Origin of the sequence: Bacillus salipaludis, from assembly GCF_030938565.1 — a bacterium.
In the GTDB taxonomy this organism is placed as follows: domain Bacteria; phylum Bacillota; class Bacilli; order Bacillales; family Cytobacillaceae; genus Neobacillus; species Neobacillus salipaludis_A.
Map to the genome: position 1 here is coordinate 1,523,587 of NZ_JAVGVR010000001.1, position 23,914 is coordinate 1,547,500.

General features: G+C 39.2%; 26 protein-coding genes (1 of these 26 cut by a window edge). 17 read left to right on the plus strand and 9 right to left on the minus strand.

The window, feature by feature from the left end:
* Positions 1-6 precede the first annotated feature (6 nt).
* Positions 7-684: an SDR family NAD(P)-dependent oxidoreductase gene (locus RCG21_RS07350; protein WP_133337307.1), complete on the minus strand. Its 678-nt coding sequence runs from the start codon at positions 682-684 to the stop codon at positions 7-9.
* A 79-nt stretch (positions 685-763) separates the two neighbouring features.
* On the opposite strand from RCG21_RS07350, the gene RCG21_RS07355 reads away from it, so the two are divergent.
* Complete coding sequence (locus tag RCG21_RS07355; RefSeq protein WP_026573508.1) at positions 764-1,087, plus strand: YfhH family protein; 324 nt, start codon at positions 764-766, stop codon at positions 1,085-1,087.
* Positions 1,088-1,126: 39 nt separating this feature from the next.
* Here the strand turns inward: RCG21_RS07355 and RCG21_RS07360 are convergent, their stop codons facing one another.
* Positions 1,127-1,270 (minus strand): YpzG family protein, encoded by a 144-nt coding sequence (locus RCG21_RS07360; RefSeq protein ID WP_133337305.1) that lies wholly within the window; start codon positions 1,268-1,270, stop codon positions 1,127-1,129.
* A 12-nt stretch (positions 1,271-1,282) separates the two neighbouring features.
* Positions 1,283-1,465, minus strand: a complete 183-nt coding sequence (locus RCG21_RS07365) for a small, acid-soluble spore protein K (RefSeq protein ID WP_133337303.1) — start codon at positions 1,463-1,465, stop codon at positions 1,283-1,285.
* A 134-nt stretch (positions 1,466-1,599) separates the two neighbouring features.
* On the opposite strand from RCG21_RS07365, the gene RCG21_RS07370 reads away from it, so the two are divergent.
* Positions 1,600-1,857 carry a YfhJ family protein gene (locus RCG21_RS07370; protein ID WP_133337301.1) on the plus strand — a complete coding sequence of 86 codons (258 nt, stop codon included), beginning with the start codon at positions 1,600-1,602 and terminating at the stop codon, positions 1,855-1,857.
* A 30-nt stretch (positions 1,858-1,887) separates the two neighbouring features.
* On the opposite strand, the gene RCG21_RS07375 is transcribed toward RCG21_RS07370, so the two are convergent.
* Positions 1,888-2,868, minus strand: a complete 981-nt coding sequence (locus RCG21_RS07375; protein ID WP_133337299.1) for a metal-dependent hydrolase — start codon at positions 2,866-2,868, stop codon at positions 1,888-1,890.
* Positions 2,869-2,993: 125 nt separating this feature from the next.
* On the opposite strand from RCG21_RS07375, the gene mutY reads away from it, so the two are divergent.
* Complete coding sequence (gene mutY, locus RCG21_RS07380; RefSeq protein ID WP_308913035.1) at positions 2,994-4,094, plus strand: A/G-specific adenine glycosylase; 1,101 nt, start codon at positions 2,994-2,996, stop codon at positions 4,092-4,094.
* On the opposite strand, the gene yfhS is transcribed toward mutY, so the two are convergent.
* Entirely contained in the window at positions 4,048-4,299 is a 252-nt protein-coding gene (gene yfhS / locus RCG21_RS07385) for a mother cell protein YfhS (protein ID WP_308913036.1), read from the minus strand. The two genes, mutY and yfhS, sit on opposite strands and share 47 nt — an antisense overlap.
* 262 nt (positions 4,300-4,561) lie before the next feature.
* On the opposite strand from yfhS, the gene fabL reads away from it, so the two are divergent.
* The 6 genes from fabL to RCG21_RS07415 all read left to right on the plus strand — a co-directional run bounded on the left by fabL (position 4,562) and on the right by RCG21_RS07415 (position 9,793).
* A complete protein-coding gene (gene fabL / locus RCG21_RS07390) occupies positions 4,562-5,311 on the plus strand; it encodes an enoyl-[acyl-carrier-protein] reductase FabL (protein ID WP_133337293.1) in 750 nt (249 codons plus the stop codon).
* A 78-nt stretch (positions 5,312-5,389) separates the two neighbouring features.
* Positions 5,390-5,722 carry a gamma-type small acid-soluble spore protein gene (locus RCG21_RS07395; protein WP_133337291.1) on the plus strand — a complete coding sequence of 111 codons (333 nt, stop codon included), beginning with the start codon at positions 5,390-5,392 and terminating at the stop codon, positions 5,720-5,722.
* Between the two features lie 340 nt (positions 5,723-6,062).
* Complete coding sequence (locus tag RCG21_RS07400; RefSeq protein ID WP_133337289.1) at positions 6,063-6,305, plus strand: hypothetical protein; 243 nt, start codon at positions 6,063-6,065, stop codon at positions 6,303-6,305.
* A gap of 646 nt (positions 6,306-6,951) precedes the next feature.
* Positions 6,952-7,209: a YgaB family protein gene (locus RCG21_RS07405; protein WP_133337287.1), complete on the plus strand. Its 258-nt coding sequence runs from the start codon at positions 6,952-6,954 to the stop codon at positions 7,207-7,209.
* A 198-nt stretch (positions 7,210-7,407) separates the two neighbouring features.
* Complete coding sequence (gene ntdP / locus RCG21_RS07410; protein WP_026573517.1) at positions 7,408-7,938, plus strand: nucleoside tri-diphosphate phosphatase; 531 nt, start codon at positions 7,408-7,410, stop codon at positions 7,936-7,938.
* A gap of 88 nt (positions 7,939-8,026) precedes the next feature.
* The gene (locus RCG21_RS07415) at positions 8,027-9,793 is read left to right on the plus strand and encodes an ABC transporter ATP-binding protein (protein ID WP_133337285.1); all 1,767 of its coding nucleotides are present in this window, start codon (positions 8,027-8,029) and stop codon (positions 9,791-9,793) included.
* Between the two features lie 15 nt (positions 9,794-9,808).
* Here the strand turns inward: RCG21_RS07415 and RCG21_RS07420 are convergent, their stop codons facing one another.
* The 3 genes from RCG21_RS07420 to RCG21_RS07430 all read right to left on the minus strand — a co-directional run bounded on the left by RCG21_RS07420 (position 9,809) and on the right by RCG21_RS07430 (position 17,123).
* Positions 9,809-10,885, minus strand: a complete 1,077-nt coding sequence (locus RCG21_RS07420) for an FUSC family protein (protein WP_133337283.1) — start codon at positions 10,883-10,885, stop codon at positions 9,809-9,811.
* Between the two features lie 168 nt (positions 10,886-11,053).
* Entirely contained in the window at positions 11,054-15,523 is a 4,470-nt protein-coding gene (locus RCG21_RS07425; RefSeq protein ID WP_133337281.1) for a glutamate synthase-related protein, read from the minus strand.
* Positions 15,524-15,827: 304 nt separating this feature from the next.
* Positions 15,828-17,123: a glutamate-1-semialdehyde 2,1-aminomutase gene (locus RCG21_RS07430; RefSeq protein WP_133337279.1), complete on the minus strand. Its 1,296-nt coding sequence runs from the start codon at positions 17,121-17,123 to the stop codon at positions 15,828-15,830.
* A 479-nt stretch (positions 17,124-17,602) separates the two neighbouring features.
* Here RCG21_RS07430 and RCG21_RS07435 point away from each other — a divergent pair, with 479 nt between their 5' ends.
* From RCG21_RS07435 to perR, 7 genes are all read left to right on the plus strand, one after another.
* The gene (locus RCG21_RS07435) at positions 17,603-18,628 is read left to right on the plus strand and encodes an ABC transporter ATP-binding protein (protein WP_308913037.1); all 1,026 of its coding nucleotides are present in this window, start codon (positions 17,603-17,605) and stop codon (positions 18,626-18,628) included.
* 2 nt (positions 18,629-18,630) lie between these two features.
* Positions 18,631-19,422 carry an ABC transporter permease gene (locus RCG21_RS07440; protein ID WP_133337275.1) on the plus strand — a complete coding sequence of 264 codons (792 nt, stop codon included), beginning with the start codon at positions 18,631-18,633 and terminating at the stop codon, positions 19,420-19,422.
* Between the two features lie 4 nt (positions 19,423-19,426).
* Entirely contained in the window at positions 19,427-20,212 is a 786-nt protein-coding gene (locus RCG21_RS07445; protein WP_133337273.1) for an ABC transporter permease, read from the plus strand.
* A gap of 104 nt (positions 20,213-20,316) precedes the next feature.
* A complete protein-coding gene (locus tag RCG21_RS07450) occupies positions 20,317-20,709 on the plus strand; it encodes an ion channel (RefSeq protein ID WP_133337271.1) in 393 nt (130 codons plus the stop codon).
* A gap of 69 nt (positions 20,710-20,778) precedes the next feature.
* A complete protein-coding gene (bcp, locus tag RCG21_RS07455; RefSeq protein ID WP_133337269.1) occupies positions 20,779-21,249 on the plus strand; it encodes a thioredoxin-dependent thiol peroxidase in 471 nt (156 codons plus the stop codon).
* A gap of 257 nt (positions 21,250-21,506) precedes the next feature.
* On the plus strand, positions 21,507-22,055 hold the full coding sequence (locus RCG21_RS07460; RefSeq protein WP_133337267.1) for a cob(I)yrinic acid a,c-diamide adenosyltransferase: 549 nt from the start codon (positions 21,507-21,509) through the stop codon (positions 22,053-22,055).
* 109 nt (positions 22,056-22,164) lie between these two features.
* Entirely contained in the window at positions 22,165-22,602 is a 438-nt protein-coding gene (gene perR, locus RCG21_RS07465; RefSeq protein ID WP_133337265.1) for a peroxide-responsive transcriptional repressor PerR, read from the plus strand.
* Between the two features lie 211 nt (positions 22,603-22,813).
* Here the strand turns inward: perR and RCG21_RS07470 are convergent, their stop codons facing one another.
* A complete protein-coding gene (locus RCG21_RS07470; protein WP_133337263.1) occupies positions 22,814-23,164 on the minus strand; it encodes a YgzB family protein in 351 nt (116 codons plus the stop codon).
* 151 nt (positions 23,165-23,315) lie between these two features.
* Between RCG21_RS07470 and RCG21_RS07475 the strand changes: the two genes are divergently transcribed.
* On the plus strand, positions 23,316-23,914 hold the 5' portion of the coding sequence (locus RCG21_RS07475) for a nucleotidyltransferase-like protein (RefSeq protein ID WP_026573530.1). 271 nt of this gene lie beyond the right edge of the window; the window shows 599 of its 870 coding nt (coding positions 1-599); its start codon is at positions 23,316-23,318; the stop codon falls past the right edge of the window.

The following is a 23,914-nucleotide window of genomic DNA, read 5'->3' on the forward strand; positions in this document are numbered from 1 at the left end:
AAAATGTCATGATTTTTTGCTTTCAATGATAATGGAATCTTGATTGATTTGTTGGACAATTATTTCAGCTACTTCTCTTGGGGAACGGAAACGGGAAGGGTCTTTCACATGATTGCCCTCATTCCAAAATGGAGTATTCATACCACCCATGTAAACGGCGGTAAATTGGATCTTGCTTCCCTCAAATTCTTTTTGAAGACTTTCAGTAAAGCCGCGTATCGCAAATTTACTAGCTGCATAAATGGCTTCATTAACCTTACCGCGAAGCCCGGCTGTTGAAATAATATTGATAATTTTTCCTTCACCTCGATGAATCAAGTAGGGTAAAACTGATTTTGTCATCAGGATGGTTCCAAGAACATTCGTGTCCAGCATCTCCGCAATTTCCTGCTGTGTCATCTCCGGGAAAGGCCCAAAATGTCCTACTCCTGCGTTGTTGACCAATCCATAAATTTCATAAGACTGGCTAATATCAGCGATTTTTTCTTGTACCTCTTTATGGTTACGAATATCTAATTGGAGATAATCTGCACTCCCGCCAGTTGCTTCAATTTCCGTTTTCGTGCTCCTTAATTTTTCTTCGTTCCGCCCCGTTAATATCAGATGATAATTTTGCTCAGAAAATAATAAGGCCATTTCTTTCCCTAACCCTGAACCAGCACCGGTAACCATGATTGTTTTCATTTGCTAAACTCCTTTATTAATTCTACAAAAATAATTATACTTAAATGTGGTGGATAACGAAACTTTGGGAGTGGATTACATGCACCAGGAGAAACGATATAGTGAATTGAGCGAACATGAATTACGCCAAGAAATTGCGACTCTTCAGGAGAAAGCACGGAAAGCGGAGCAATTAGGAAGGGTAAATGAGTTTGCTGTCCTTGAAAGGAAAGTATTGATGGCTCGTGCCTATTTAATAAGTCCCGATTCCTTTGAGCCGGGTGAAATTTATGAACTTGAAGGGGATCCGGGGCAATATTTTAAGATCGATTATCTAAATGGAGTTTTTGCCTGGGGATACCGTTTGAAAGGTGATGGAAAAGAAGAAGCTGTGCCAATTTCCATGTTAAGGCGGGTAAAATAAAACACAAACCAGAGAGCAGCTCTCTGGTTTGGTTGTTTTCTAGGACTGCTTTCTGGTTTGGTGCTTTAAAATAATGAGGTCTTGGGTAAGTTTGCTTTCGCCATTTATCTGAGAATGTTGGTGTTTTGCACTCGCCCATGGTGTTGAAAATGGCTTATTTTGAAAAAATTTCTGTTTACCCATAGTAACGCCTCCCTAGGTTAAAGAATCAGGTGTATCATTATCATTGGCACGCTGACCAGAAGCCCGCATCCGTTCCTGTGGATGCGTATTAGTGGTTCCATCTGCTCTTTTTGAAGCATACTCTGCTTTTGCTCTTGGCTCTCCCTCTAACTTATTGTTATTTTGGTTTGGGAAATTTTTTGCTTTGTTTCTCATGCTATACCTCCATCTAAAGGAATGAGAAATCGTGAAAAGCAAAGCATCCAAAAGATCAATGCTAACCACGTAACAATATTATTTGCTTAATTAGATTCAGTTATGTTATAAGAAAATGGCAAAGGAGTGAATGTATGAACGAGTATCATGAGCGATTAATCGATTATTTGCTGGCTAAAAATAACCAACTCACCTATGACGAGGCCCAAACATGGATTGAATTATTATGGGATGATTTTGAAACGACCTCAGCAAAAGCAGGCAGAGACTATCTTGGCAGCGAAATGACGGAGCGGATTGTAAAACAATGGATTGAAAATTATGGAAATCGACTTCATGACTTTATCGCAACGAATCCGAAATATAAGGATTTTATAAATAAAAAGCGATGACAAAATAAAATGTCATCGCTTTTTTATTTATCAGCTTGGTATAATACTTAATTTTTTCCGCAGTTTCTTTTCGCTGAAGACCCATCCAGTATAGGAGCTGATTCGGTTTAGGTCACAATCTAATTGGACAACTGCAACGAAAGGGTAATGGCCATTGCTTCGATACCTGAGATCAATAAACCTGACTTCATAAAAATCATCATATTCATCCACTTCCCAGCGATAAACAGGTGAGAAGGATAAAAATGCAGAAAGGTTTTTGTCTTTTTTAGCTGCCTTAATGACGGGGGTTTCAGGTACTGGGATCCGATTAAATAAATCTAATATCTCCACTTTATCCTTTACGGCTTTTCCGACAAAGAATTGTTTCTCATTCATCGCGGCAATCCGCCATTGGTGGAATTTCATTGTTGGTGCAATGATAATTTCCGTTGCATCCGGAACAATTCTACGGACCTCCAATAAAACCTTATGTCGGACACGGAACCTTAGTAGATAATAACCAATAATAACAAAATACATAATCAAAAAGGTGTATCCTGGATTTGCTCCAAATATCCAAATAAAAATCCCCACAACATGAATCGCAAAAATATAAGGATCGAATGTATTAATGACACCTAACGCCACCCATTTATTCGAAAATGGTCTAAGGGCCTGGGTGCCGTAAGCATTAAAGATATCAACAAATACATGGAGAAATACTGCAAAAAATGTCCATGCCCATAAATGCAGTAAATTGACGGCTGGGAAAAATGGGAAAATCACAGCTAAAAGTACAAGCGGCCAAAGAATCACTGCCGGAATGGAATGGGTAACCCCCCGATGATTGCGAATATAAATCGCATTATTTCTAAGTTTTAAAACAGTATCAATATCAGGTATTTGTGACCCTGCAATTGTGGCAATTAAAACGCTGGTTGTTGCTGCATGGCTGCTTGCTACAACGGGGTCAAGTGTTGCCAGACCTCCAAGTGCAATCCCCATGACAACGTGAGTTCCTGTATCCAAAAGGAAGTTCCTCCTTTAATCTAATCAATTCTTGTCAAAAAGACTAATATGGATTATCGTAATACAATGCATACTATTATATTCCCTCATTTTGTAGTGTTTAACAAGTTGGAGGCCCAAATGTAATGAAAAATGTTCTGAATAATTTAACGAAAGTAAATATAAAAGAATTTCAAGATGATTTAATCACTTGGTTTAAAAATGAGCAGCGTGACCTGCCTTGGAGAAAGGATCAGGATCCATACAAAGTATGGGTATCTGAAATCATGCTACAGCAAACAAGAGTGGATACGGTTATACCTTATTTCAACCGTTTTATTGAGTGGTTTCCAACGATCGAGACCTTAGCCGAGGCAAATGAAGATAAGGTTCTGAAGGCATGGGAAGGTCTTGGGTATTATTCAAGGGTAAGAAATTTACATTCCGCAGTTAAGGAAGTAAAAGTAAAATATGATGGGGTTGTTCCTAATACACCAAAGGAAATATCCACTCTTAAAGGGGTTGGACCTTATACGGCTGGAGCGATTTTAAGCATTGCATATGGAGTACCCGAGCCTGCAGTGGATGGGAATGTGATGAGAGTTTTATCAAGAATTCTCTCCATTTGGGAGGATATCGCCAAGCCCTCTTCCCGAAAGGTTTTTGAGCAAGCTGTAAGAGAACTCATTTCCCATGAAGAACCATCAGAATTTAATCAGGCATTAATGGAATTAGGTGCATTGATTTGTACTCCAACCTCCCCGTCTTGTATGCTTTGCCCTGTACGTGAACATTGCCATGCATTCCATGAGGGAGTACAGACGGAACTTCCAATCAAATCTCAGAAAAATAAACAGCGTGAAGTACAGCTTGCTGCAGTTGTTCTCGCTAATGAAAAAGGAGATTTGCTTATTCATAAACGACCTGAGTCCGGACTTCTCGCTAATTTATGGGAATTTCCGAATTTGGAAATCAACCATCCGATTCAAAATAACCGTGATCAAATCACCCGCCTTTTTGAACAGGATTTAAGTCTCAATCTTCATTTGGATAAGATGATTGGTCAAGTGGAGCATGTTTTCTCCCACTTAATTTGGAAGATAAAAGTCTATACTGGAATGATTTCAACGGATTTTACTGAAAGTCAAGAGTGGAAATTTGTTTCACTAGATCATACAGATGATTACGCCCTTCCAGTTTTTACCCAAAAAATCTTGAAGCTTTATCAAGAATATAAAAAAGAATGAACGCCGTACAATTACGGTGTTCATTCTTTTTTAGTCCCCCGCGATCCATGATTTCTTCGATAATTTCCCGATGAATCGTTTGTCCTTCACTATTTAAGTATGGGACCATTTGCTGCAATGAATGATGAAAAAAGGATAATTCTTGATCATCCCACTCTTTAATCGACATCATTGAAAGTTCTGTCATATCCCGCCCATTATACATTTACCTCTTCCTTTCAATCATGTTATTCAACTTAGTGTTTTGTTATCAATTGTCTTCTATTCATGGAAAAGATAAAATAAATAGAAAAGCGGAAGGGCCCGTTTAACACACGACAGGACTGGAGCGAGTCGACTGAGATAAAGGAAACAGGGAGCTCAAGTCGATTCGATGTTAACCTATCGTGGGAAGGCGAGTGAAGTACACTAGTCACTGGGTCTGGAGCTAGACAGTAATCAAATTAGAGTGAAGGGGACAAATACATATGTCACAAAAAGTAGCATTAATTACAGGTAGCAGCAGGGGAATTGGAAAAGCAACGGCTCTCAGATTAGCCAAAGAAGGATATGATATTGTCATCAATTATGCCAGAAGTAAGAGTGGTGCCCTAGAGACCGCCGAACAAATCGAAGCACTTGGTAGAAAAGTACTGGTCATTAAAGCCAATGTTGGGGATGTAAATAAAGTAAAAGATATGTTTGCTCAAATTGATCAAGAGTTTGGACGGTTAGATATTTTTGTTAACAATGCTGCATCAGGTGTACAGCGTCCGTTAATGGAGCTTGAAGAATCTCATTGGGACTGGACGTTGAACATTAATAGTAAGGCATTATTATTTTGCGCGCAAGAAGCAGCAAAGTTGATGGAGAAGAACGGTGGCGGAAAAATTGTCAGCATAAGCTCACTAGGTTCCATTCGCTATCTAAAAAATTATACGGTAGTCGGTGTATCTAAAGCTGCACTTGAAGCTTTAACAAGATATTTAGCGGTCGAGCTTTCTTCGAAAAATATTGTCGTGAATGCTGTTTCCGGTGGAGCGGTTGATACCGAGGCACTGAAGCATTTTCCAAATCGCGAAGAACTCCTTCAGGAAGCAAAAGACAAAACACCTGCGGGAAGAATGGTCGAAATTGATGATATGGTGAATACGGTTATGTTCTTATTATCAGATGCATCAAGCATGATTAGAGGACAAACCATTATTGTGGATGGCGGTATTTCCTTATTGGTTTAAGAAAAAGTTATTTTTAAAAAATAATTTGGATAGTCCACGCACCTCGGGGGTATATTAATCTCGTGGAGGTGATTAAAGTTGGCAAAATTCAACCAACAAGCTAACAGAACATCTGCTGGAACTAACATCCAGGAAGTAAGACAACAAAATGCACAATCTCAAGCAGGTGCAGGTGCTGCAGGATCATTTGGAACTGAATTTGCGAGTGAAACAAATGCTCAAGAAGTAAGACAACAAAATGCTCAATCAGCTCGTGCTAATGCTGGTGCAGGTGCAGCAGGTGCAGCAGGTGCAGCTGGAGCATTTGGTACAGAATTCGGTAGCGAAACAAATGCTGCAGAGGTTAGAAAGCAAAACCAAGCTGCAGAAGCTCGTAAAAACCAGGGTTCTGGCCAATTTGGTCAAAGCTAATATAAGTTAACACAGATGGAAGGCGCTCTCAATCGGAAGAGTGCCTTCTTCTTTTTGTATTTATCACAGGAAGCTGGGGGATATGGTCTTCATCATGTACAGGAAGACCAAAACGAAGCGGGAAGCTGGAAGATATGGTCTTCATCATGTACATGAAGACCAAAACTAAGCGGAAGCCGGGAGATAGGGTCTTCATTACGTACATGAAGGACAAAACTAAGCGGAAGCCAGGAGAAATGGTCTTCATCACGTACATGAAGGCAAAAACGAAGCGAGAAGCTTGAAGATATGGTCTTCATCACATACATGAAGGACAAAACGAAGCGGGAAGCTGCAAGATATGGTCTTCATCTCGCACATGAAGGATAAAACTAAGCAAGAAGCAGCGAGATTTGGTTTTCATCACGTACATGAAAGCCAAAACGAAGCAAGAAGCCGCGAGATTTGGTTTTCATCACGTACATGCGGGACAAAACTAAGCGAAAAGCTGAGAGAAATGGTCTTCATCACGTACATGAAAGCCAAAACGAAGCAAGAAGCCGCGAGATTTGGTTTTCATCAAGTACATGAGGGACAAAACTAAGCGAAAAGCTGAGAGAAATGGTCTTCATCAAATACATGAAGGACAAAACTAAGCGAGAAGCTGGAAGATATGGTCTTCATCACATACATGAAGGACAAAACGAAGCGGGAAGCTGCAAGATATGGTCTTCATCTCGCACATGAAGGACAAAACTAAGCAAGAAGCCGCGAGATTTGGTTTTCATCACGTACATGAAAGCCAAAACGAAGCAAAAAGCCGCGAGATATGGTCTTCATCACGTACATGAGGGACAAAACGAAGCGAAAAGCTGAGAGAAATGGTCTTCATCATGTACATGAAGACCAAAACGAAGCGAGAAGCCGGGGGATATGGTCTTCATCACGTACATGAAGGCCAAAACGAAGTGGGAAGCTTGAAGGTATGGTCTTCATCATGTACAGGAAGGCCAAAACGAAGCGGAAGTCGGGAGATATGGTCCTCATCACGTAGATGAAGGCCAAAACGAAGGGAGAAGTTGTGGGATATGGTCTTCATCAGGTAATCGTAAAATAGATCAAATAAGTCCCTTTTAGAAACATCTTCTCAAATTCGACAAATGTTCCATAAAGTTTACATAAATAGTCAAAGGATAAATGGATTTGTTCAAGAATATTTATAAAGTACAAAATATAAGGCGGTGAGGGAAATGGATCAATTTAACCGATTAGTTTCCGAACAAATGATCACAATGGAAAAATTATTATACCTTCAAGCCGAGCTGGAACGCTGTCTTGAGATTGAAGCAGAATTGCAAAATCTGCAAAATGAAACGGAGCTTGAGAGTATTCAGACTGATATTCAACAAATGAAAAAGGAATTAAAAGAGATTCAATTAATATTTGAAAAACAAACAGAAGAAGTCATCCAGTCCTATCAAGTAACAAACTTAACCCCTTCAAGGTAGAGAAAAAAGGATAAATATAAGAAAATACGTAAATTTTTCCTTAAGAGTCATTGAATTCAATGGCTCTTTTGTTTTAAAATCCTTGTTCAACCGTTATAATAATATAAAAGAGGAATTGTACTTTGTTGCCATTTACCGGTATTTAAAAATTTTTTCGAATAGGTTACAAAGCGTTCAGGAATGAAGGTAGGGGAGAATATGGGCGTACCCATCGAAGGAGAACCAGTACAAATACATAGCTATAAACACAATGGGCACATCCATCGGGTCTGGGAAGAAACAACCGTTTTAAAAGGATCGCAAAATTTAGTGATTGGCGGAAATGATCGGACGATTGTAACAGAATCAGATGGAAGAACATGGATTACTAGGGAACCGGCTATTTGTTACTTTCACTCCCAATGCTGGTTCAATGTGATTGGAATGATTCGGGAAGACGGGATTTATTATTATTGTAACTTAAGTTCTCCGTTTATTTTTGACGGGGAAGCGCTGAAATATATTGATTATGATTTGGATATAAAGGTGTATCCTGATATGACATTCAATTTATTAGATGAAGATGAATATGAGCGCCATCGCCGAGAGATGAAATACCCTGAAGTAATCGACCAAATTCTGAAGAAAAACGTAGATAAGCTCATTCGCTGGATTCGTCAGCGAAAAGGTCCTTTTGCGCCAGACTTCATTGATATTTGGTACGAACGTTATTTAACATATCGACGCTAGATAAAAAATGCTTTTTAGACCTGTTGAAACAATCATCAACAGGTTTTTATTTGGATGGAAAAGCATATGTAGAACAGGGGAGAATTCTTTGAATAGTATACGCAGGTACCTACAGTTTGTTAAGCCATACAGGGTGCAAATCCTTGGAACCATTATGATCGGGGTTATAAAATTCGGAATCCCGTTAATCATCCCAATGCTGATTAAATACGTGGTCGATGATATTATTAACAATCACTCATTAGCCGATGAGGCGAAAATTCATAAGTTAATGACCATGCTGGGAGCAATGATTGTAATTTTCGTCATTCTTAGGCCGCCAATTGAATATTATCGACAATACTTTGCACAATGGACTTCAAGTAAAATTCTCTATGATATCCGCGATCAGCTATATACCCATATTCAAAAATTGAGCTTTAGATATTATGCAAACACAAGAGCCGGTGAAATTATATCTCGTGTGATAAATGATGTCGAGCAAACGAAAACCTTCGTTATTTCCGGTTTGATGAATCTATGGTTGGATATTGCAACCATTGTCATTGCCATTATTATTATGTTTTCGATGAATGTGAAGCTGACGATTGTATCCATCCTGCTATTCCCGCTTTACGCTATTTCTGTAAGATACTTTTTTGGAAATCTGCGTAAATTTACCAGAATTCGTTCACAGGCTCTTGCTGAGGTCCAAAGCTATTTACATGAACGGGTCCAAGGGATGCCTGTTATTAAGAGCTTTGCGATTGAGGACTACGAGCAGACTCAATTTGATAAGCAGAACAAGAACTTTTTAGAAAAAGCACTACAGCACACAAGCTGGAATGCAAAGGCGTTCTCTGCAGTTAATACGATTACGGATATTGCCCCCTTAATTGTCATTGGTTATTCTGCCTATTTGGTCATCCATCATGATCTTTCTTTAGGGACAATGGTGGCCTTTTTCGCTTATATCGATAAGCTTTATAATCCATTAAGAAGATTGGTTAACTCTTCAACAACCATTACTCAATCATTCGCATCGATGGACCGTGTGTTTGAATTTATGGATGAAAAATATGATATTGTCGATGCACCGAATGCCATTGACTGTACAACCGTTAATGGAGACCTTTCATTCGAAAAAGTTAATTTTTCGTATGGAGCAGCAGAAGAGAAAGTATTAAAGAATATTTCCTTAGATGTTAAAAAGGGGGAGACCATTGCCTTAGTTGGGATGAGCGGCGGTGGAAAATCAACCTTCGTAAGCTTAATCCCTAGGTTTTATGATGTAACAGAAGGAAGAATCATTCTAGATGGGGTTGATATCCGTCACTTTAAAGTTCAATCCTTACGAGACAAAATTGGAGTGGTTTTTCAGGATAATATTCTTTTTAGTGAATCGGTGAAAGAAAATATATTGTTAGGAAAACCAGATGCTTCAGATGAAGAGGTCATTCAAGCGGCAAAAGCGGCAAATGCTCATGAATTTATATTAAATCTTACAGAGGGGTATAACACTCGGGTAGGGGAAAGGGGTGTAAAGCTTTCTGGCGGCCAGAAACAACGAATTGCGATTGCCCGCGTATTCTTAAAGAATCCGCCTATCTTAATTTTGGATGAAGCAACATCAGCCCTTGATTTGGAAAGTGAACATCTTATTCAAGAATCCCTTGAGGAGCTTGCAAAGGACAGGACTACCTTTATTGTTGCTCACCGATTATCAACGATTACCCATGCCAATCGGATTGTTCTCATCGAACATGGTGAAATTGTCGAAATAGGAAGCCATGAAGAATTAATGGCGAAACAAGGGAATTATTATAAATTATTCCAGGTACAACAGCTGGATCAAAAGGAAAAAACCGAAGCATAAATCTGCTTCGGTTTTTTATTCATGGCTTTTTTCTTCAATGGGAACCTCGTTATCATGATAGGAATAGAAGCTCGAGATTAATGTGTCAAGATGCTCAAGTTGTTCTCCGTAGTCAATAATAAAGGCAGTGATTTGCATGATATGGTAAAGATGCGGATTATCTGGATCTGTGTACTCCTTTTGGTGAGTGATAAAAAGATCGTAAAGCTCTTTTTTATTTAGAAAATCATTTCCGCCTGATTCGGTTGCAGGTTCCGGCACTTTCCCAATAAATCGAAGCATGAGTTGTTCATGGTGGTAAATGAGGTTATCCAGCTGCTCTTGAATCGCCTGTTGAAAATGTTCCGGCAGCAGGAGAATTTCATTTTCAAAGCGATGAAGTTTTCTTAAGGTATCGACACCTTTTTTTGCCGTAAAAATCATTTGCCGGTAAACCACCAGCTTGCGTGATTTTTCCAAGTTTTTTTTCTTAAAATAATTATGTTCTTCCTTGTACATCCCATAAAACTGTTCCATTTTAATGAGACTATCTTTGAGCTTTTCAATCTCTTCTTTCAGAAGATGATGTTCAAAATCATGCCGGGTACTTAGGCGAATCCACCGGATTAATTCCTCGGTGGTGCTCGATATTTTAAAATAAAGCTTACTTTCATACTTTGGCGGCATAAACACTAAATTGACAATAAAAGCTGAAAATACCCCGATCATGATGGTAGAGAACCGGATGGCCGCAAACGGTATGAAATTCCCGCCAGTGGTTTCCATAATCGAAACCAATGTGACGAGGGAAAGACCGATGGTATTTTCTAGTTTCAGCTTAAGATTGATACTTATGGCAATAATGGCTGCTAATCCAATGACAGTAAAATGATTTCCTAATGTGAGAACGAAAAATACCGCGAGTAATGCCCCGATGATATTTCCTTGAATTTGTTCAATAATAGTTAAATACGAACGATAAATGGTTGGCTGAATCGCAAAGATGGCAGAGATGCCGGCAAATACCGGTGATGGCGAATGCAGCAGCTGACCAAGATAAAGGGACAAAATGATTGCTATTCCCGTTTTTAAAATGCGGGCGCCTAACTTCATAAAAAAATGAATTCCTTTCAAAAAATTGTCTAATACTAGTTTGTTCAATGTGAAACAATAAATGACTATACATGGATTAAAACATATAATCAAGAGAATTAATATGAATTTTATGTTATATTTTTCTACAAAAAAAACGTCCGCTGTATGATGCGGACGTTTTTTGTATCATTCTGTTGAAACGGATGGATCTGCTTGCTCTTTAACCGGAACAATTTGTACGAAATGGCCTTCGAGATTAGCGAGAAGGGATTGAAGCTGTTTTGCTTCTTCAACCTGGCCATCATTCTCGAGTAAGCTGATGTATTGACCTAAAAGTTCATTCACATCATTTTTTCCATTTTCGTTTAATGGGTTAACAGAAACCTTAGCCCCTTTGGCAATTCTTCTTTGAATCGCCTCTTTTGTTAATCCCATTTCAGGTTGAAGGCGTGTATACACGACACCGCCGGTCATACCTGCGCAAATCCATGGACCTGGGTCTCCTAGAACAAGACCACGGCCGTTTGTCATATATTCAAATGCAAATCCCTTAATGTTTGCATTGGCGCCGATGTTTCCATTTTCCTGCTCAGGGATTTGTTTTTTAACTGAACCGCCGATGATTAAATCAGCCCCTGACAGACGAATTCCAGCACGGGCATCAGCATTCCCCTGTGCAATTAAAAGTCCTTTTTGGGCACCGTATCCAAAGCCTTTTCCAACTGAGCCATTGTAATAACGGCCATTCTTACCTTTCGCTTTCAGGATTTGAATATTACCTCCGAAGGATGTCTTACCAACACCATCTTGACCGCCGCCATTAACGGTTATTACGATGCCTTCACTGTTATATGCCCCTAATCCATTTCCTGGAATGGAACCTTCCCGATATTTCAACTGTACAGGCTTTAACTGTTTGTATGAACCATCAAGTCTGCCTCTAACACGGTGGCAAGATACACGGCTTCCCAGTACCCTTTGCTCTGATGTAACACTTTCAAACTCACGGGAACTATGCAATTGATCAATGCTTGCATCAAGATATTCTGCACCAACGGCTACCTGCATATGTGCTTCAGCAATTGTTTTTGATACCTCGGCCTTCGTAAATTGGCTGATTTCAAGAGTTTTTAGCAAATAAGAAAGGTCTAAGTTTTGGTGTCCGCTTGTTTGGACTAATAAATCCGAGCGGCCGACTGCTTCCTGCAGGTCACGAATTCCAAGGGAAGCTGCAAGCACCTTTAATTCCTGCCCGAAAGCAGTGAAAAGATTCATAATTCCTTGTACAGCTAAATCCAATTGGCGTGGAACAAAACGTCGTAGTCCATGTTCCTTCGCTTGAACCTCTGATTCAATTTGAGTTGCAATCCCAACATGACAAGTATCTAAGTGGCATCCGCGGCATGTTGTACAGCCGATTGACAGCATGGCTAATGTTCCAAAGCCAACACGGTTTGCCCCTAAAAGCATGATTTTGATTACATCCATTGCACTCTTCATACCGCCATCTGCCCAAATTTCAACTTTATGGCGGAGGCCGCTTTCTAATAGGGCGTTATGTGCTGCTTTTACACCAATTTCTACTGGCAAGCCAACATGTTGTAAAGCATGAATTCTTGCGGCACCTGTACCACCGTCAAAACCACTTAATGTAATAATATCTGCGCCTGCTTTCGCAATTCCAACTGCAATCGTACCGATATTTGGAACAACAGGAACTTTAACAGCAATTTTTGCCTGATCGTTTGCTGTTTTTAATTCTAGAATCATTTGCGCTAAATCTTCAATCGAATAAATATCATGGTTGTTTGATGGCGAAATCAAATCAGAGCCTAATGTTGCATTACGTGCAGCAGCAACCTTTGCTGTTACCTTTGAGCCAGGTAAATGTCCGCCTTCACCAGGTTTTGCACCCTGACCAATTTTAATTTCTAACAGGTTCGAAGAGTTTAACAGCTCGGCATTTACTCCAAAACGACCGGAGGCGATTTGCTGTCCCCGCGTTTTTGGATATTTACCAAGCATATCTTTAATTTCGCCGCCTTCACCATTTAAGCTCACCATATTTAAACGGTCAGCGCCTTCTGCATATGCTCTAAAGGCAATTTCATTCTGCGACCCGAATGACATGGATGAAATTAAAAACGGTAAATCATGATCACCTACACGAATATCTACTTCATCAGGTGAAATTGGATGATTGGATACTTTTAAGCTAGCCAAGTGACGAATGGTCGTTGGATTTTCCAACTCCTGCTCTGAGATTTTATCCCGGTACAGATTATAATCACCGGTTGCGGCTACTTCACCGATTGCTTTCCAAATCCGCGGGAAGAGGTGGAAGGTCTTTCCGACTCTTTCCTTTTCATTCTGGTAATCTTCAGCCCTAGAAAATGCATCCAGTTTCATAGCCTCGTAGCCAAATTCGAGTTCCTTTGAACCAAAGAAGTTTACAATATTTAAAACTTTTGCGATATCTTCGTGAAGACCGATACTTGAAAACAGTCTTCCATAACCACGCAACTCATGAATTCCAATGGTTGAAATTACTTTTTCCAGTCCTTTTGTTAATGCACTGTACAAATTGGTCAATGGCTTAGTCGATTCATCGAGAACAGTCATAAACATGTAGTAAGGACTAATTAAATCAGCGCCTAACCCTAAAACAGTGATAATATCGTGCAAGGAACGGATAGCAGCAGAACGTAAAACTAAAGAGCAGTCTCTTCTTAGTTCAGCTTTTACCAATGCCTGATCGATTGCTGAAGTTACTAAATGTGGATCAATCCAATAAAAATCGTCTTGATGTGCTTTGGCATCATCGAGAACAAGTAATGTTTTTCCCGATTGAACAGCCTGAACCGCTTCAGAGGCAATTCTTTCAAGTGCCAAGTTGATTTCTTCATCTTTACGGAAGGTCGTTGAGATAAACGAAGCTAGTTTTTGTTCATTAAAATATTGAATCACTTGGTCAAAGCTTGGCTGTCCGATTTCTCCAGAACAATTAAAACCTGCTTTTCCTTCTACTAAGACAGGAGTGATTAGTTCTAGAACGGTATTCGTTTCCTCTTTTACGAAAAGAGAAGGACGTTTGCCAATTACCACACGTGTCGAAAAATGTTCTGTTTCACGATCCCGGTCAATCGCAGGGTTTGTAACAACCGCTACACTTTCTTTAAAGTAATCAGCGATATTTTTTCGTTCTGGGTTTAAAGCTGCTAGTGGTGCATCATGACCTAATGAACGGATTGGCTCGACCCCTTTTTCCGCCATTTGTTCGATTAATTGGATATGGTCACGTTCCCATCCGAAAGCCTTATATTGTCCATTATGGATTTTATCCGGATAATTCATGGTTACTGTTTTATTTAAGCTAGGTGCTTGTAATCGATTCCGTGAACTAGCAATTGTTAACCGCTTAGAGATTCGATTATAGACTTCATTTTGGAAACGATTTTGCTCATATACATCCAATTGATCTCCATGCCATTTAAAGCCAACCTTTTCACCAGGTGCAAGCGGTTTTGGATCATTTACATATTCGCTTGAAGGAATAATCCCTGGTTCTGAGGAAAACAGATAGGAGGTTTCCGTTTCAAGCATCCATAGCGGTCTGAGACCAAGTGCATCCACACTAAATACAGCTTCATCGCCATATCTTGAGATGATTCCGGCAGGACCTTGTGCGTAATGCCCCCAAGCTTCGCGAAGGTAGGTATATAAATCCTGCAGTTTTTCAGGATAGGCTTTGATTTCATTAATAATTGGCGGAAATAGAAGATCCATGGCTTCAAATAAAGAATATCCATCCCTTGAGATTAAGGTTTCCATTGTCCGGCTTAAATCCTGTGAGTCACTGCCATCCTTTACAAGTGGAATCCCAATCATTCTTGCTTCATCCCGAAGCTTAGCAATTGTATTGATTTCACCATTATGTCCAAGTACACTAAATGGCTGGACTCTGAAGAAGCTGGAAAGGGTATTTGTTGAATAACGATTGTGCCCTAAAGTGATAGTTGAAGCGGCAAGCGGGTTAGAAAGGTCCTGATAATAACGCGGGAGAATATCACCTGCCCCCATTACTTTGTAAACTACATGGCTCTGACTAAGTGATGCAACATGGATTTGATCGTTGATTTCAAAATCAACCAATGCCTCAAAGAGGACCTTTGTTAATTCTTGGCCGCTTTTTTTAGAAAGACATGCAAATTGCCAGAAAACAGGGTTTTCCTGGATGGCAATGGGTCCAAGTGCAGAAGGGTCTGTAACTTCTGTTGTTTCAAAAATCATTTCTAATTCATATTTTGCAAGTTTTTGAAGCAATTCATTTTTAGTAGAATTCCAGTTTGCTTTTTGACTGATAAAAACATGCCCGACAGCAAACTCCTCTTTTTCAGCGAGCACAGGATCAATTCCTGCGTTTTGTAATTTTTCTTTCCAAAGGGCAACAGGGATATCCATATGAATACCAACGCCATCCCCTTCACCGTTAATAAAGCCGGCCCGGTGATTCATCGTTACAAGAGCATTGATACAATCGAAGATATTCTTTCTTGTTGGGATCTTGCTTTTTTCAAGGCAGGCAACAATACCACATGAATCGTGTTCATGTTTATGGAAATCTTTAAAAATGGAAGGATTATATTTTTGTGTCATTTGTGGTCGGGCTTTAAAAGGGTGTCCTCTAAAGCCGATTCACCTCCTAAGAAATTTCTAGATTGAGAATGATATTTGTGGTAAGCCACTGATCTGAGGCGTAAAGTATAATGGGAAAATTAATAATCTTATAGTATCATATGAATTTTCAGAAATCAAATAAATATACAGAAAATTGCATATCAATATTAGATTAAAATCATATCAGATTGAGATGGTAATATATTGTTGTAAACGTTTTCATGGGGTTTTTAAGAAAAAGGGAGTGGGAAATACTCCCTTTTGGTGCATAAAAAATGTATAATTATTCATTTCGAAGTGAGGAAAATGCATTGTGAACCGCGTGTAACGTTGCTTCAACATCTTCTGCTGTATGAGAAATGGTTAAGAACCATGCTTCATATTTAGAAGGTGCTAGATTAATTCCTTGGTTAAGCATTAGCTTGAAAAACTTGGCAAATGTTTCGCCGTCGGTATTTTCCGCCTGCTCGTAGTTTTCAACTTTTTCTGTTGTAAAATAAACGGTTAAAGCCCCTTTTAATCGATTGATCGTGATTGAAACTCCGTGTTCCTTTGCTGCCGCTAAAATTCCCTCTTCAAGTTTCGCTCCTAATCTGTCTAAATAATCATATACTCCATCTTGTTTCAACACTTCAAGGCATGCGATTCCAGATAGCATTGAAGCGGGATTTCCTGCCATTGTTCCAGCTTGATAGGCAGGGCCAAGCGGTGCCACTTTCTCCATAATTTCTTTACGTCCGCCATAGGCTCCAATTGGCAGACCCCCGCCGATAATTTTTCCAAGTGCAGTCAAATCAGGCTGGATTCCTAAAAGGTCTTGTGCACCGCCATACATGAAACGAAACGCCGTGATGACTTCATCATAGATGACAAGAGCACCTGCTGCATGCGTTAACTCATTAACCTGCTGTAGGAAGCCCGGTTTTGGTTCAACAATCCCGAAGTTACCGACAATCGGTTCTACTAGTACTGCCGCAATTTGGTCGCCCCATTTTTCTAATGCTTCTTTAAGTGGCTCAATCTCATTAAATGGAACAGTTATGACTTCTTGAGCGATACTTTTTGGCACTCCGGCTGAATCAGGTGTTCCTAGAGTGGAAGGTCCGGATCCTGCTGCAACAAGGACCAAGTCAGAGTGGCCGTGGTAACAACCGGCAAATTTAATAATTTTATCTCTTCCTGTGTAGGCACGCGCTACGCGAATGGTTGTCATAACCGCTTCGGTTCCAGAATTGACAAAGCGGACTTTATCCATTGATGGTATGGCTTCCTTTAGCATTCTTGCAAGCTTTACCTCATGGAGTGTAGGAGTACCGTAAAGTACGCCTGTTTCAGCTGCACGTTTGATTGCTTCCGTAATATGTGGGTGTGCATGTCCTGTGATAATGGGGCCGTATGCTGCCAAATAATCGATATACTGGTTGCCATCGACATCCCAAAAATAAGCGCCTTGACCGCGTTCCATAACCACTGGGGCACCACCACCTACAGCTTTGTAGGAACGGGACGGGCTGTTTACACCGCCAACAATGTGCTCAAGCGCTTCACTATGTATTCGTTCTGAATTAGTAAATTGCATAATATTTCCTCCTGAAATTCGATTCTTTCTTATTTTAGCACTTATTTTAGTGTTTTCCTGCTATTTTTTTGATCATTGCATTGGCGGATTTGTGATTAAAATGAAACAGCATTGGGGGTTCGGTTGCCAATGGGGGGCTGTGCAACCGAAAGAAGGTTTCTTTTCCCTTTTTCGGGTGAAACCAGCACGGAAGGGCAATGAACCAAAGTTCCTTTTCCCTCTTTCGGGTGAAACCAGCCGGAACGGGCAATGAACCAGAGTTCCTTTTCCCTTTAATAGGTGAAACCAGCTGGAACGGGCAATAAAACCAAGGGGTAGCCAATTGGGGGTCGAAGCGACTGAAACCACAAACCATAAGGGGTTTGGGGATCAAGCCAGTTTCCCTTATAAAATCAATCCTAAAATCAAGCAGAACGGTTGTTTTACTGTTGTGATTTGGCTAAACTAACACATTAGGGAAAGTTTCAGGAGGAAGATCGATGGAAAATGCAATAGAAGTTAATAAATTACGAAAAGAGTTTAAAGCGTATTCAAGTCGAACGGGGTTAAAAGGTGCCTTCCGAGATCTTTTTACCCGTAATTATAAAGTGGTTCCTGCAGTCAATGATATCCACTTCACCGTAAAACAGGGAGAAATGGTTGGATATATTGGCGAAAATGGAGCAGGGAAATCGACGACAATTAAAATGCTGACAGGGATTTTAACGCCAACGTCCGGTCAAATCACTGTCAATGGAATGAACCCGCATAAGGAGCGGGAGAAATTTGTTCAAACGATTGGTGTTGTTTTTGGCCAGCGCTCACAGCTTTGGTGGGATATTGCTGTTCAGGAATCCTTTCGTCTTTTGAAAAAGGTCTACAAAGTATCGGACGAAGATTACGACAACCACATGGGACACGTGATTAAAACATTGGATATTGAACCGCTTTTAGATAAACCAGTACGGAAATTATCGCTTGGCCAAAGAATGAGATGTGAACTCGCTGCAGCACTCATCCACAATCCGCCGTTATTGTTTTTAGATGAACCGACGATTGGGCTGGATGTGCTGGTTAAATTAAAAATCCGGGAATTTTTAAAGGAAATAAATGAGAAATATAATACAACCATCCTTTTAACGACACACGACTTGTCAGATATTGAAGCGCTGTGTGAACGGGTGATTATGCTCGATGAGGGGAAAATCATTTATGACGGTGCTCTTAGAAACCTTAAAGAAAAATGGGGGGAACGTAAGGAATTGCAATTTCAATTTCTTGAAAAGATTGAGATTGCGAAACTTAAAGATATAACTGGGGGACTTCCTGTTAAATGGGAGTTAGATGAAAAGGAAGCCATTTATATTGCCAATATTGAGGATACGGAAGAATTGATTTCCCTGCTGATCGCTAGAGTGGTCAGTGCATTTAAAATTAAGGACATTAAAATTAATGAAATCTCTACTGAGGAAATTATCCGTAATATTTATGAAAAAGGTACGGTGGAAGTAGAAGGGGGCAATTAATCTTGGATAAATATCTTGAAATGATCCGCATCCGTTTTTTAATGATGCTTGCCTACCGGACTAATTATTATACGGGGATTGTGATTTACAGTATTAATATTGGTGCCTATTATTTTTTATGGTCTGCTATATATGGGTCGAAGGAGCATATTGAAGGCCTTTCCGTTGTTCAAATGACTACCTATGTTGCCGTTTCATGGATGGCCCGTGCCTTTTACTTTAATAATCTGGATCGGGAAATGGCGCTAGAAATTATGGAAGGAAAAGTGGCCATTGAATTAATTCGTCCCTACAGTTATCTTGGCATGAAAACGATGCAGGGATTGGGCGAAGGGATTTTTCGGCTTTTCTTTTTCTCGATTCCAGGATTAATCATTGTTTCGTTTATTTTTCCAATTAAATTCACTTGGGACCCGGGGATTTGGGGGTTATTTGCGTTATCTACGATATTAAGTTTTTTCATTAATACACAACTGAATTTACTAACTGGAATTACAACCTTCTTCTTATATAATAATGCTGGATTGATTCGGGCTAAACGAGTGGTTATTGATTTATTTTCCGGTCTCCTCCTTCCCATCAGCTTTTTCCCTGGATGGGCGCAGGGAGTCATGAAATATCTTCCTTTTCAGGGGATTAGCTATATTCCAAGTATGATTTTTACTGGCGGTTTTTCCCATTCACAGGCAATGGAGGCCATCTTTCAACAGATCCTCTGGGTAGTAATCTTAATTATTCCTATTCAGTTCCTGTGGTCTGTGGCAAAAAAACAGCTAATCATACAAGGGGGGTAAGCAAGTGTTTTACACATCCATGTTTTTTCAATATATTTCTCAATATTTAAAGACAAGATTTCAATATCGTGGTGATTTATTTGTAGAATTTTTCTCGGATTTATTATCTCAAGCGATCAATCTAATCTTTATATTAGTGGTATTTGGTCATACAAGTTTACTAAACGGCTGGAATCGAGATGAAATTATTTTTATTTATGGCTTTTTCCTTGTTCCGTATGCTGTTTTTTCAGCCTTCTTTAATATCTGGGATTTTAACGAACGCTATATTGTGAAAGGGGAGCTAGACCGGATTTTAACAAGACCTATTCACAGTCTTTTTCAAATTATCCTTGAGCGGATCGAACTCGAATCGTTATTAGGTGCTATTACCGGTCTTGCTGTTATGTTTTACTCGGGGGCTAAACTCGGTCTTGATGTGAAATGGTATGATCCCTTCTTGTTCCTGATTTTTGTCGTTGGCGGTGCCCTAGTTTATGGTGGAGTCTTTATCATGATCGCCTGCATCAGTTTTTGGGCAGATGCAAGAACTTCACTTATGCCGATGATGTACAACATTAGTAATTATGGCCGTTATCCTGTTGATATTTACAATAAAATTATTCGTTTTGTGTTAACATGGGTGCTTCCGTTTGCCTTTGTGGGAGTGTATCCGGCGGCGTATTTTCTTGGAAAAAAGGAATGGTTCGTTTATGCCTTTTTAACTCCAGTAATCGGTATAATCTTTTTTGCCCTTTCCATCCTGCTTTGGAATCAAGGAGTAAAAAAATATCGGGGAGCAGGGAATTAAATACATTTGGAGAAAACCAGGCAAAATGTCTGGTTTTTGATATTTTATGGGCCAAGCCTGCATAGAGATAGTGTAACGGATGTTTCTTATAGAGGTGGTTTAACATGATCTATTTCTTGCTTCCGATTGTGGTGTTTTGTATTTTTATGAGTTTAAAAACTCTCTTTGTTCCAAATACAGTAAAAGGGAAATTTGTTTCTGTAGAAAATTTTTTATACCTGGGGTGCATTTATTTAACAGTCATCATCGGTTATGGTTTGATTTATGTGCTTTTCGAGCTAAAGGGTATACCACTACTTAAAGAAATCAATCATGAACACGGGAATAATATATTTGAATCCAGTTTTTACTTTAGTGCGATGATGCTGTTCTCAGTTGGAAACGGGGACATTATACCTTTGGGGATTGGGAGAATTATTGCGGTAACGGAAGCGTTAATCGGCTATACCCTTCCTGCGGCATTTGTGGCAAGAGCGATGCTTAATCGGGAGAAGTGATTATCGTTTGCATTGTTTCCTATAATTGGATAGTCTATCAATATAAACGAATGAATTGGGGTGTTTTTAATGACTGTAGAATTGGGTGTAACTGCGCCGGATTTTGAGTTGGAGGCCAGTAATGGTGAAAAAGTAAAGTTATCGGATTTCCGCGGAACAAATGTCGTTGTTTATTTTTATCCAAAAGATATGACCCCGGGATGTACGACAGAAGCTTGCGATTTTCGTGATCGAATTCAAGACTTTACAGATGTAGATGCTGTAATATTAGGAATCAGTCCAGATCCGATTGATAAGCATCAAAAATTTATTGAGAAATACGGACTGCCATTTTTACTTCTTGCGGATACAGAACATGCAGTCGCCGAAAGCTTTGATGTATGGAAGCTAAAGAAGAACTTTGGAAAAGAGTATATGGGGATTGAGCGTTCAACTTTCATCATTGATAAACAAGGAAAATTGGTGAAGGAATGGCGAAAGGTGCAAGTAAAAGGCCATGTTGACGCAGCATTAAGCTACATACGCGAAAATCTTAAATAATTTTATTTCAATTTCAAGCCTATTTTCATCAGTAAAGGCATTTGTCCAATGCAATAATACAAGGTTTGAATATCATTTTATTAGGGCATACCTCCTCAGATAAAAATTTCGGGTCCATAGTGGCCCCTTTTTTTATGCCGTTCTATTCAATCATGATTTCAAGCTTTATAATATGTTTATAAAAGTATTCATGACGAATTGTTTTTTTTTGATATTACATCATACATATAAAACAGGAGTAAAAGGGGGTACAAGGAATGAAAATTTATACAAAAACAGGGGACAAGGGAACTACCTCGTTAATTTACGGTCAAAGGGTGGCTAAAAACGATCTGCGCGTCGAAGCTTACGGAACCTGTGATGAAACCAATTCGATGATTGGGCTTGCAATAAGCTATTTAAACAAGGAAATTTTTCAAGGGAAAGAAATAATTGAAAAAGCGTATCATAAAATACAAACAAATCTTTTTCATGTCGGTGCAGAATTAGCTACACCAAAAGGAAGGGAAGTAAAATGGTCCCTTTCAACTGCTGATATCGAAGAGATGGAAAAACAAATCGACGAATGGAATGAAATTCTCCCACCATTAACCAATTTTATTTTACCAGGGGGACATCCCGCAGGAGCTGCCTTTCATGTGGCCAGAACCACGGCAAGACGTGCTGAAAGATGTGCTGTAACGCTAGGGGAAGATGTGAATCCGATTGTTTTGGCCTACTTGAATCGTCTTTCGGATCTGTTGTTTGTAACAGCGAGGTATGTGAACCATCAGCTCGGACAAAAAGAGCAAACCTTGCATTCTTGATCAAATGTGGACCTATTTGTGAGGTAACAATATTGACAAAAGTATAAAAAAATTAGTAAACTAATTATAACAATTATAATCTAATAATATTTTTTAAGAAAAGAGGTGCATGGCGATGAATCAGCTAAAAGAAGCGTTGGATACCTTGAAGGAAACTGGGGTAAGAATCACTCCGCAACGTCATGCGATACTTGAATATTTAATAAACTCGATGTCACATCCTACTGCAGACGATATTTATAAAGCTTTAGAAGGGAAATTCCCTAACATGAGCGTGGCGACGGTTTACAATAATTTACGAGTATTTCGTGAGGTTGGTCTTGTCAACGAATTAACATATGGTGATGCCTCTAGTCGTTTTGATTTTATAACCACACAGCATTACCATGTTATTTGTGAAAGTTGTGGAAAAATTGTCGATTTTCACTATCCTGGCCTAGATGAAGTGGAACATTTAGCTTCACATGTAACAGGCTTTAAAGTAGATAACCACCGTATGGAAATTTATGGAATCTGCCCGGAGTGTTCCGATAAAGAAGTTCATTAATAAAAGCAAAGAACTAATTCGATGGAATTGGTTCTTTTTTATGGAAAAAGATGTCCCGAAAGTATAACTTTTAAGGGCACCCCTTTTTGTGTATGGTTCTCTTAACTTGTCCGTTGATTTCCGCTCCAATCACCTTGGTTTTAAAATTCAACATTGTTATTTAACACAGGGATATGAAAAAAGGTGTCCTTTTTATGTGGACACCTTTAGTTTATGTTCTTGATTTTCTATTATAGGATTCGTCGAATTCTTTTCCTTCGAGGTTTTGGTCGAGGGTAAGAGGTTCACGGCAATACATGCACATATCCACCCGGCCTAGCATTTTTGTAGGTTTGCCACAGCTGGGACATTTTACTTGAATGGTTTTCGTTGATAACATTCCAATCCAAAAATATACAACCGTGCTTGCTATAATAAATAGAAGACCAAAAAGCATAAAGATGGTCATAATAAGTGGTGAAGTTCGAAAATAAATTCCTCCGTACATAACAATGAATCCAATAAAGATTAGAGCTAGAGCAAAGGTTCTTATTTTATTTATTTTACTTGAATATTTAGCCATATTACCCCTCCTAATGAAACTATACCATATTTATGAAAATAGAAAAATTACTACGGGAAAGAAATGTCGAAATTTGTCTCAATTTTAAGAAGGAGTTTTCGTGTTATTGTCGAAAATATTATGCTACCTGAAAAAAATGGAGGAATTAAGAATGGAAGATATCCTTCGGCCGATTTATCAAGAAAGAGCAAGCCAAGCCAATACTCTTGGAGTTTTGATGGTGGAGAAAAAACAAAAATCAAGCCATACAACCGACTCGTTTGACGATATTCTTTTGATTATTGTAAAAAAGGCAGAAAAGCCGTTACTTATAAAGCATTATACTTATCAAGACAAAAAAGCGGCCATGCATATAATAGTTGAGGATTTATTAAAGGAATGGATCCTACTTGGTTCGAATCGGAAGATATTTGAATGGATCGATGATGCTAGAATTTTATTTGATCGTAATGAATATGTTGTAAATCTAAAAAAAGAGTTGCGGGAATTTCCGTTTTACGGAAGAAAAATTAAAATGGGGATGGAATTCGCCAAATTAATTCGGCGGTATGTGGATGGAAAAGCGTTATTTGAAAATCATCTATATTTAGATGCTTATAACTATGTTGTTCACTCTTTGCACCATTTAGCAAGATTAGCCATTATTGAAAATGGACTTCATCCGGAATTAACGGTTTGGCACCAGGTAAAGCAAATTGAGCCGGAAATCTTTAAACTATATGAAGAACTTGTCAATAGTGAAGAAACGCT

Coding starts and splice junctions, on each gene's coding strand:
- RCG21_RS07460 (WP_133337267.1), top strand. CDS start 21,507: ATGAAAATTTATACAAAAACAGGGGACAAGGGAACTACCTCGTTAATT.
- RCG21_RS07370 (WP_133337301.1), top strand. CDS start 1,600: ATGAACGAGTATCATGAGCGATTAATCGATTATTTGCTGGCTAAAAAT.
- RCG21_RS07435 (WP_308913037.1), top strand. CDS start 17,603: ATGGAAAATGCAATAGAAGTTAATAAATTACGAAAAGAGTTTAAAGCG.
- mutY (WP_308913035.1), top strand. CDS start 2,994: ATGAAAAATGTTCTGAATAATTTAACGAAAGTAAATATAAAAGAATTT.
- RCG21_RS07365 (WP_133337303.1), bottom strand. CDS start 1,465: ATGAGAAACAAAGCAAAAAATTTCCCAAACCAAAATAACAATAAGTTA.
- RCG21_RS07400 (WP_133337289.1), top strand. CDS start 6,063: ATGGTCTTCATCTCGCACATGAAGGATAAAACTAAGCAAGAAGCAGCG.
- RCG21_RS07450 (WP_133337271.1), top strand. CDS start 20,317: ATGATCTATTTCTTGCTTCCGATTGTGGTGTTTTGTATTTTTATGAGT.
- yfhS (WP_308913036.1), bottom strand. CDS start 4,299: ATGTATAATGGGCGGGATATGACAGAACTTTCAATGATGTCGATTAAA.
- RCG21_RS07360 (WP_133337305.1), bottom strand. CDS start 1,270: ATGGGTAAACAGAAATTTTTTCAAAATAAGCCATTTTCAACACCATGG.
- RCG21_RS07430 (WP_133337279.1), bottom strand. CDS start 17,123: ATGCAATTTACTAATTCAGAACGAATACATAGTGAAGCGCTTGAGCAC.
- fabL (WP_133337293.1), top strand. CDS start 4,562: ATGTCACAAAAAGTAGCATTAATTACAGGTAGCAGCAGGGGAATTGGA.
- RCG21_RS07470 (WP_133337263.1), bottom strand. CDS start 23,164: ATGGCTAAATATTCAAGTAAAATAAATAAAATAAGAACCTTTGCTCTA.
- RCG21_RS07420 (WP_133337283.1), bottom strand. CDS start 10,885: ATGAAGTTAGGCGCCCGCATTTTAAAAACGGGAATAGCAATCATTTTG.
- RCG21_RS07405 (WP_133337287.1), top strand. CDS start 6,952: ATGGATCAATTTAACCGATTAGTTTCCGAACAAATGATCACAATGGAA.
- ntdP (WP_026573517.1), top strand. CDS start 7,408: ATGGGCGTACCCATCGAAGGAGAACCAGTACAAATACATAGCTATAAA.
- perR (WP_133337265.1), top strand. CDS start 22,165: ATGGCGATGAATCAGCTAAAAGAAGCGTTGGATACCTTGAAGGAAACT.
- RCG21_RS07425 (WP_133337281.1), bottom strand. CDS start 15,523: ATGACACAAAAATATAATCCTTCCATTTTTAAAGATTTCCATAAACAT.
- RCG21_RS07355 (WP_026573508.1), top strand. CDS start 764: ATGCACCAGGAGAAACGATATAGTGAATTGAGCGAACATGAATTACGC.
- RCG21_RS07350 (WP_133337307.1), bottom strand. CDS start 684: ATGAAAACAATCATGGTTACCGGTGCTGGTTCAGGGTTAGGGAAAGAA.
- bcp (WP_133337269.1), top strand. CDS start 20,779: ATGACTGTAGAATTGGGTGTAACTGCGCCGGATTTTGAGTTGGAGGCC.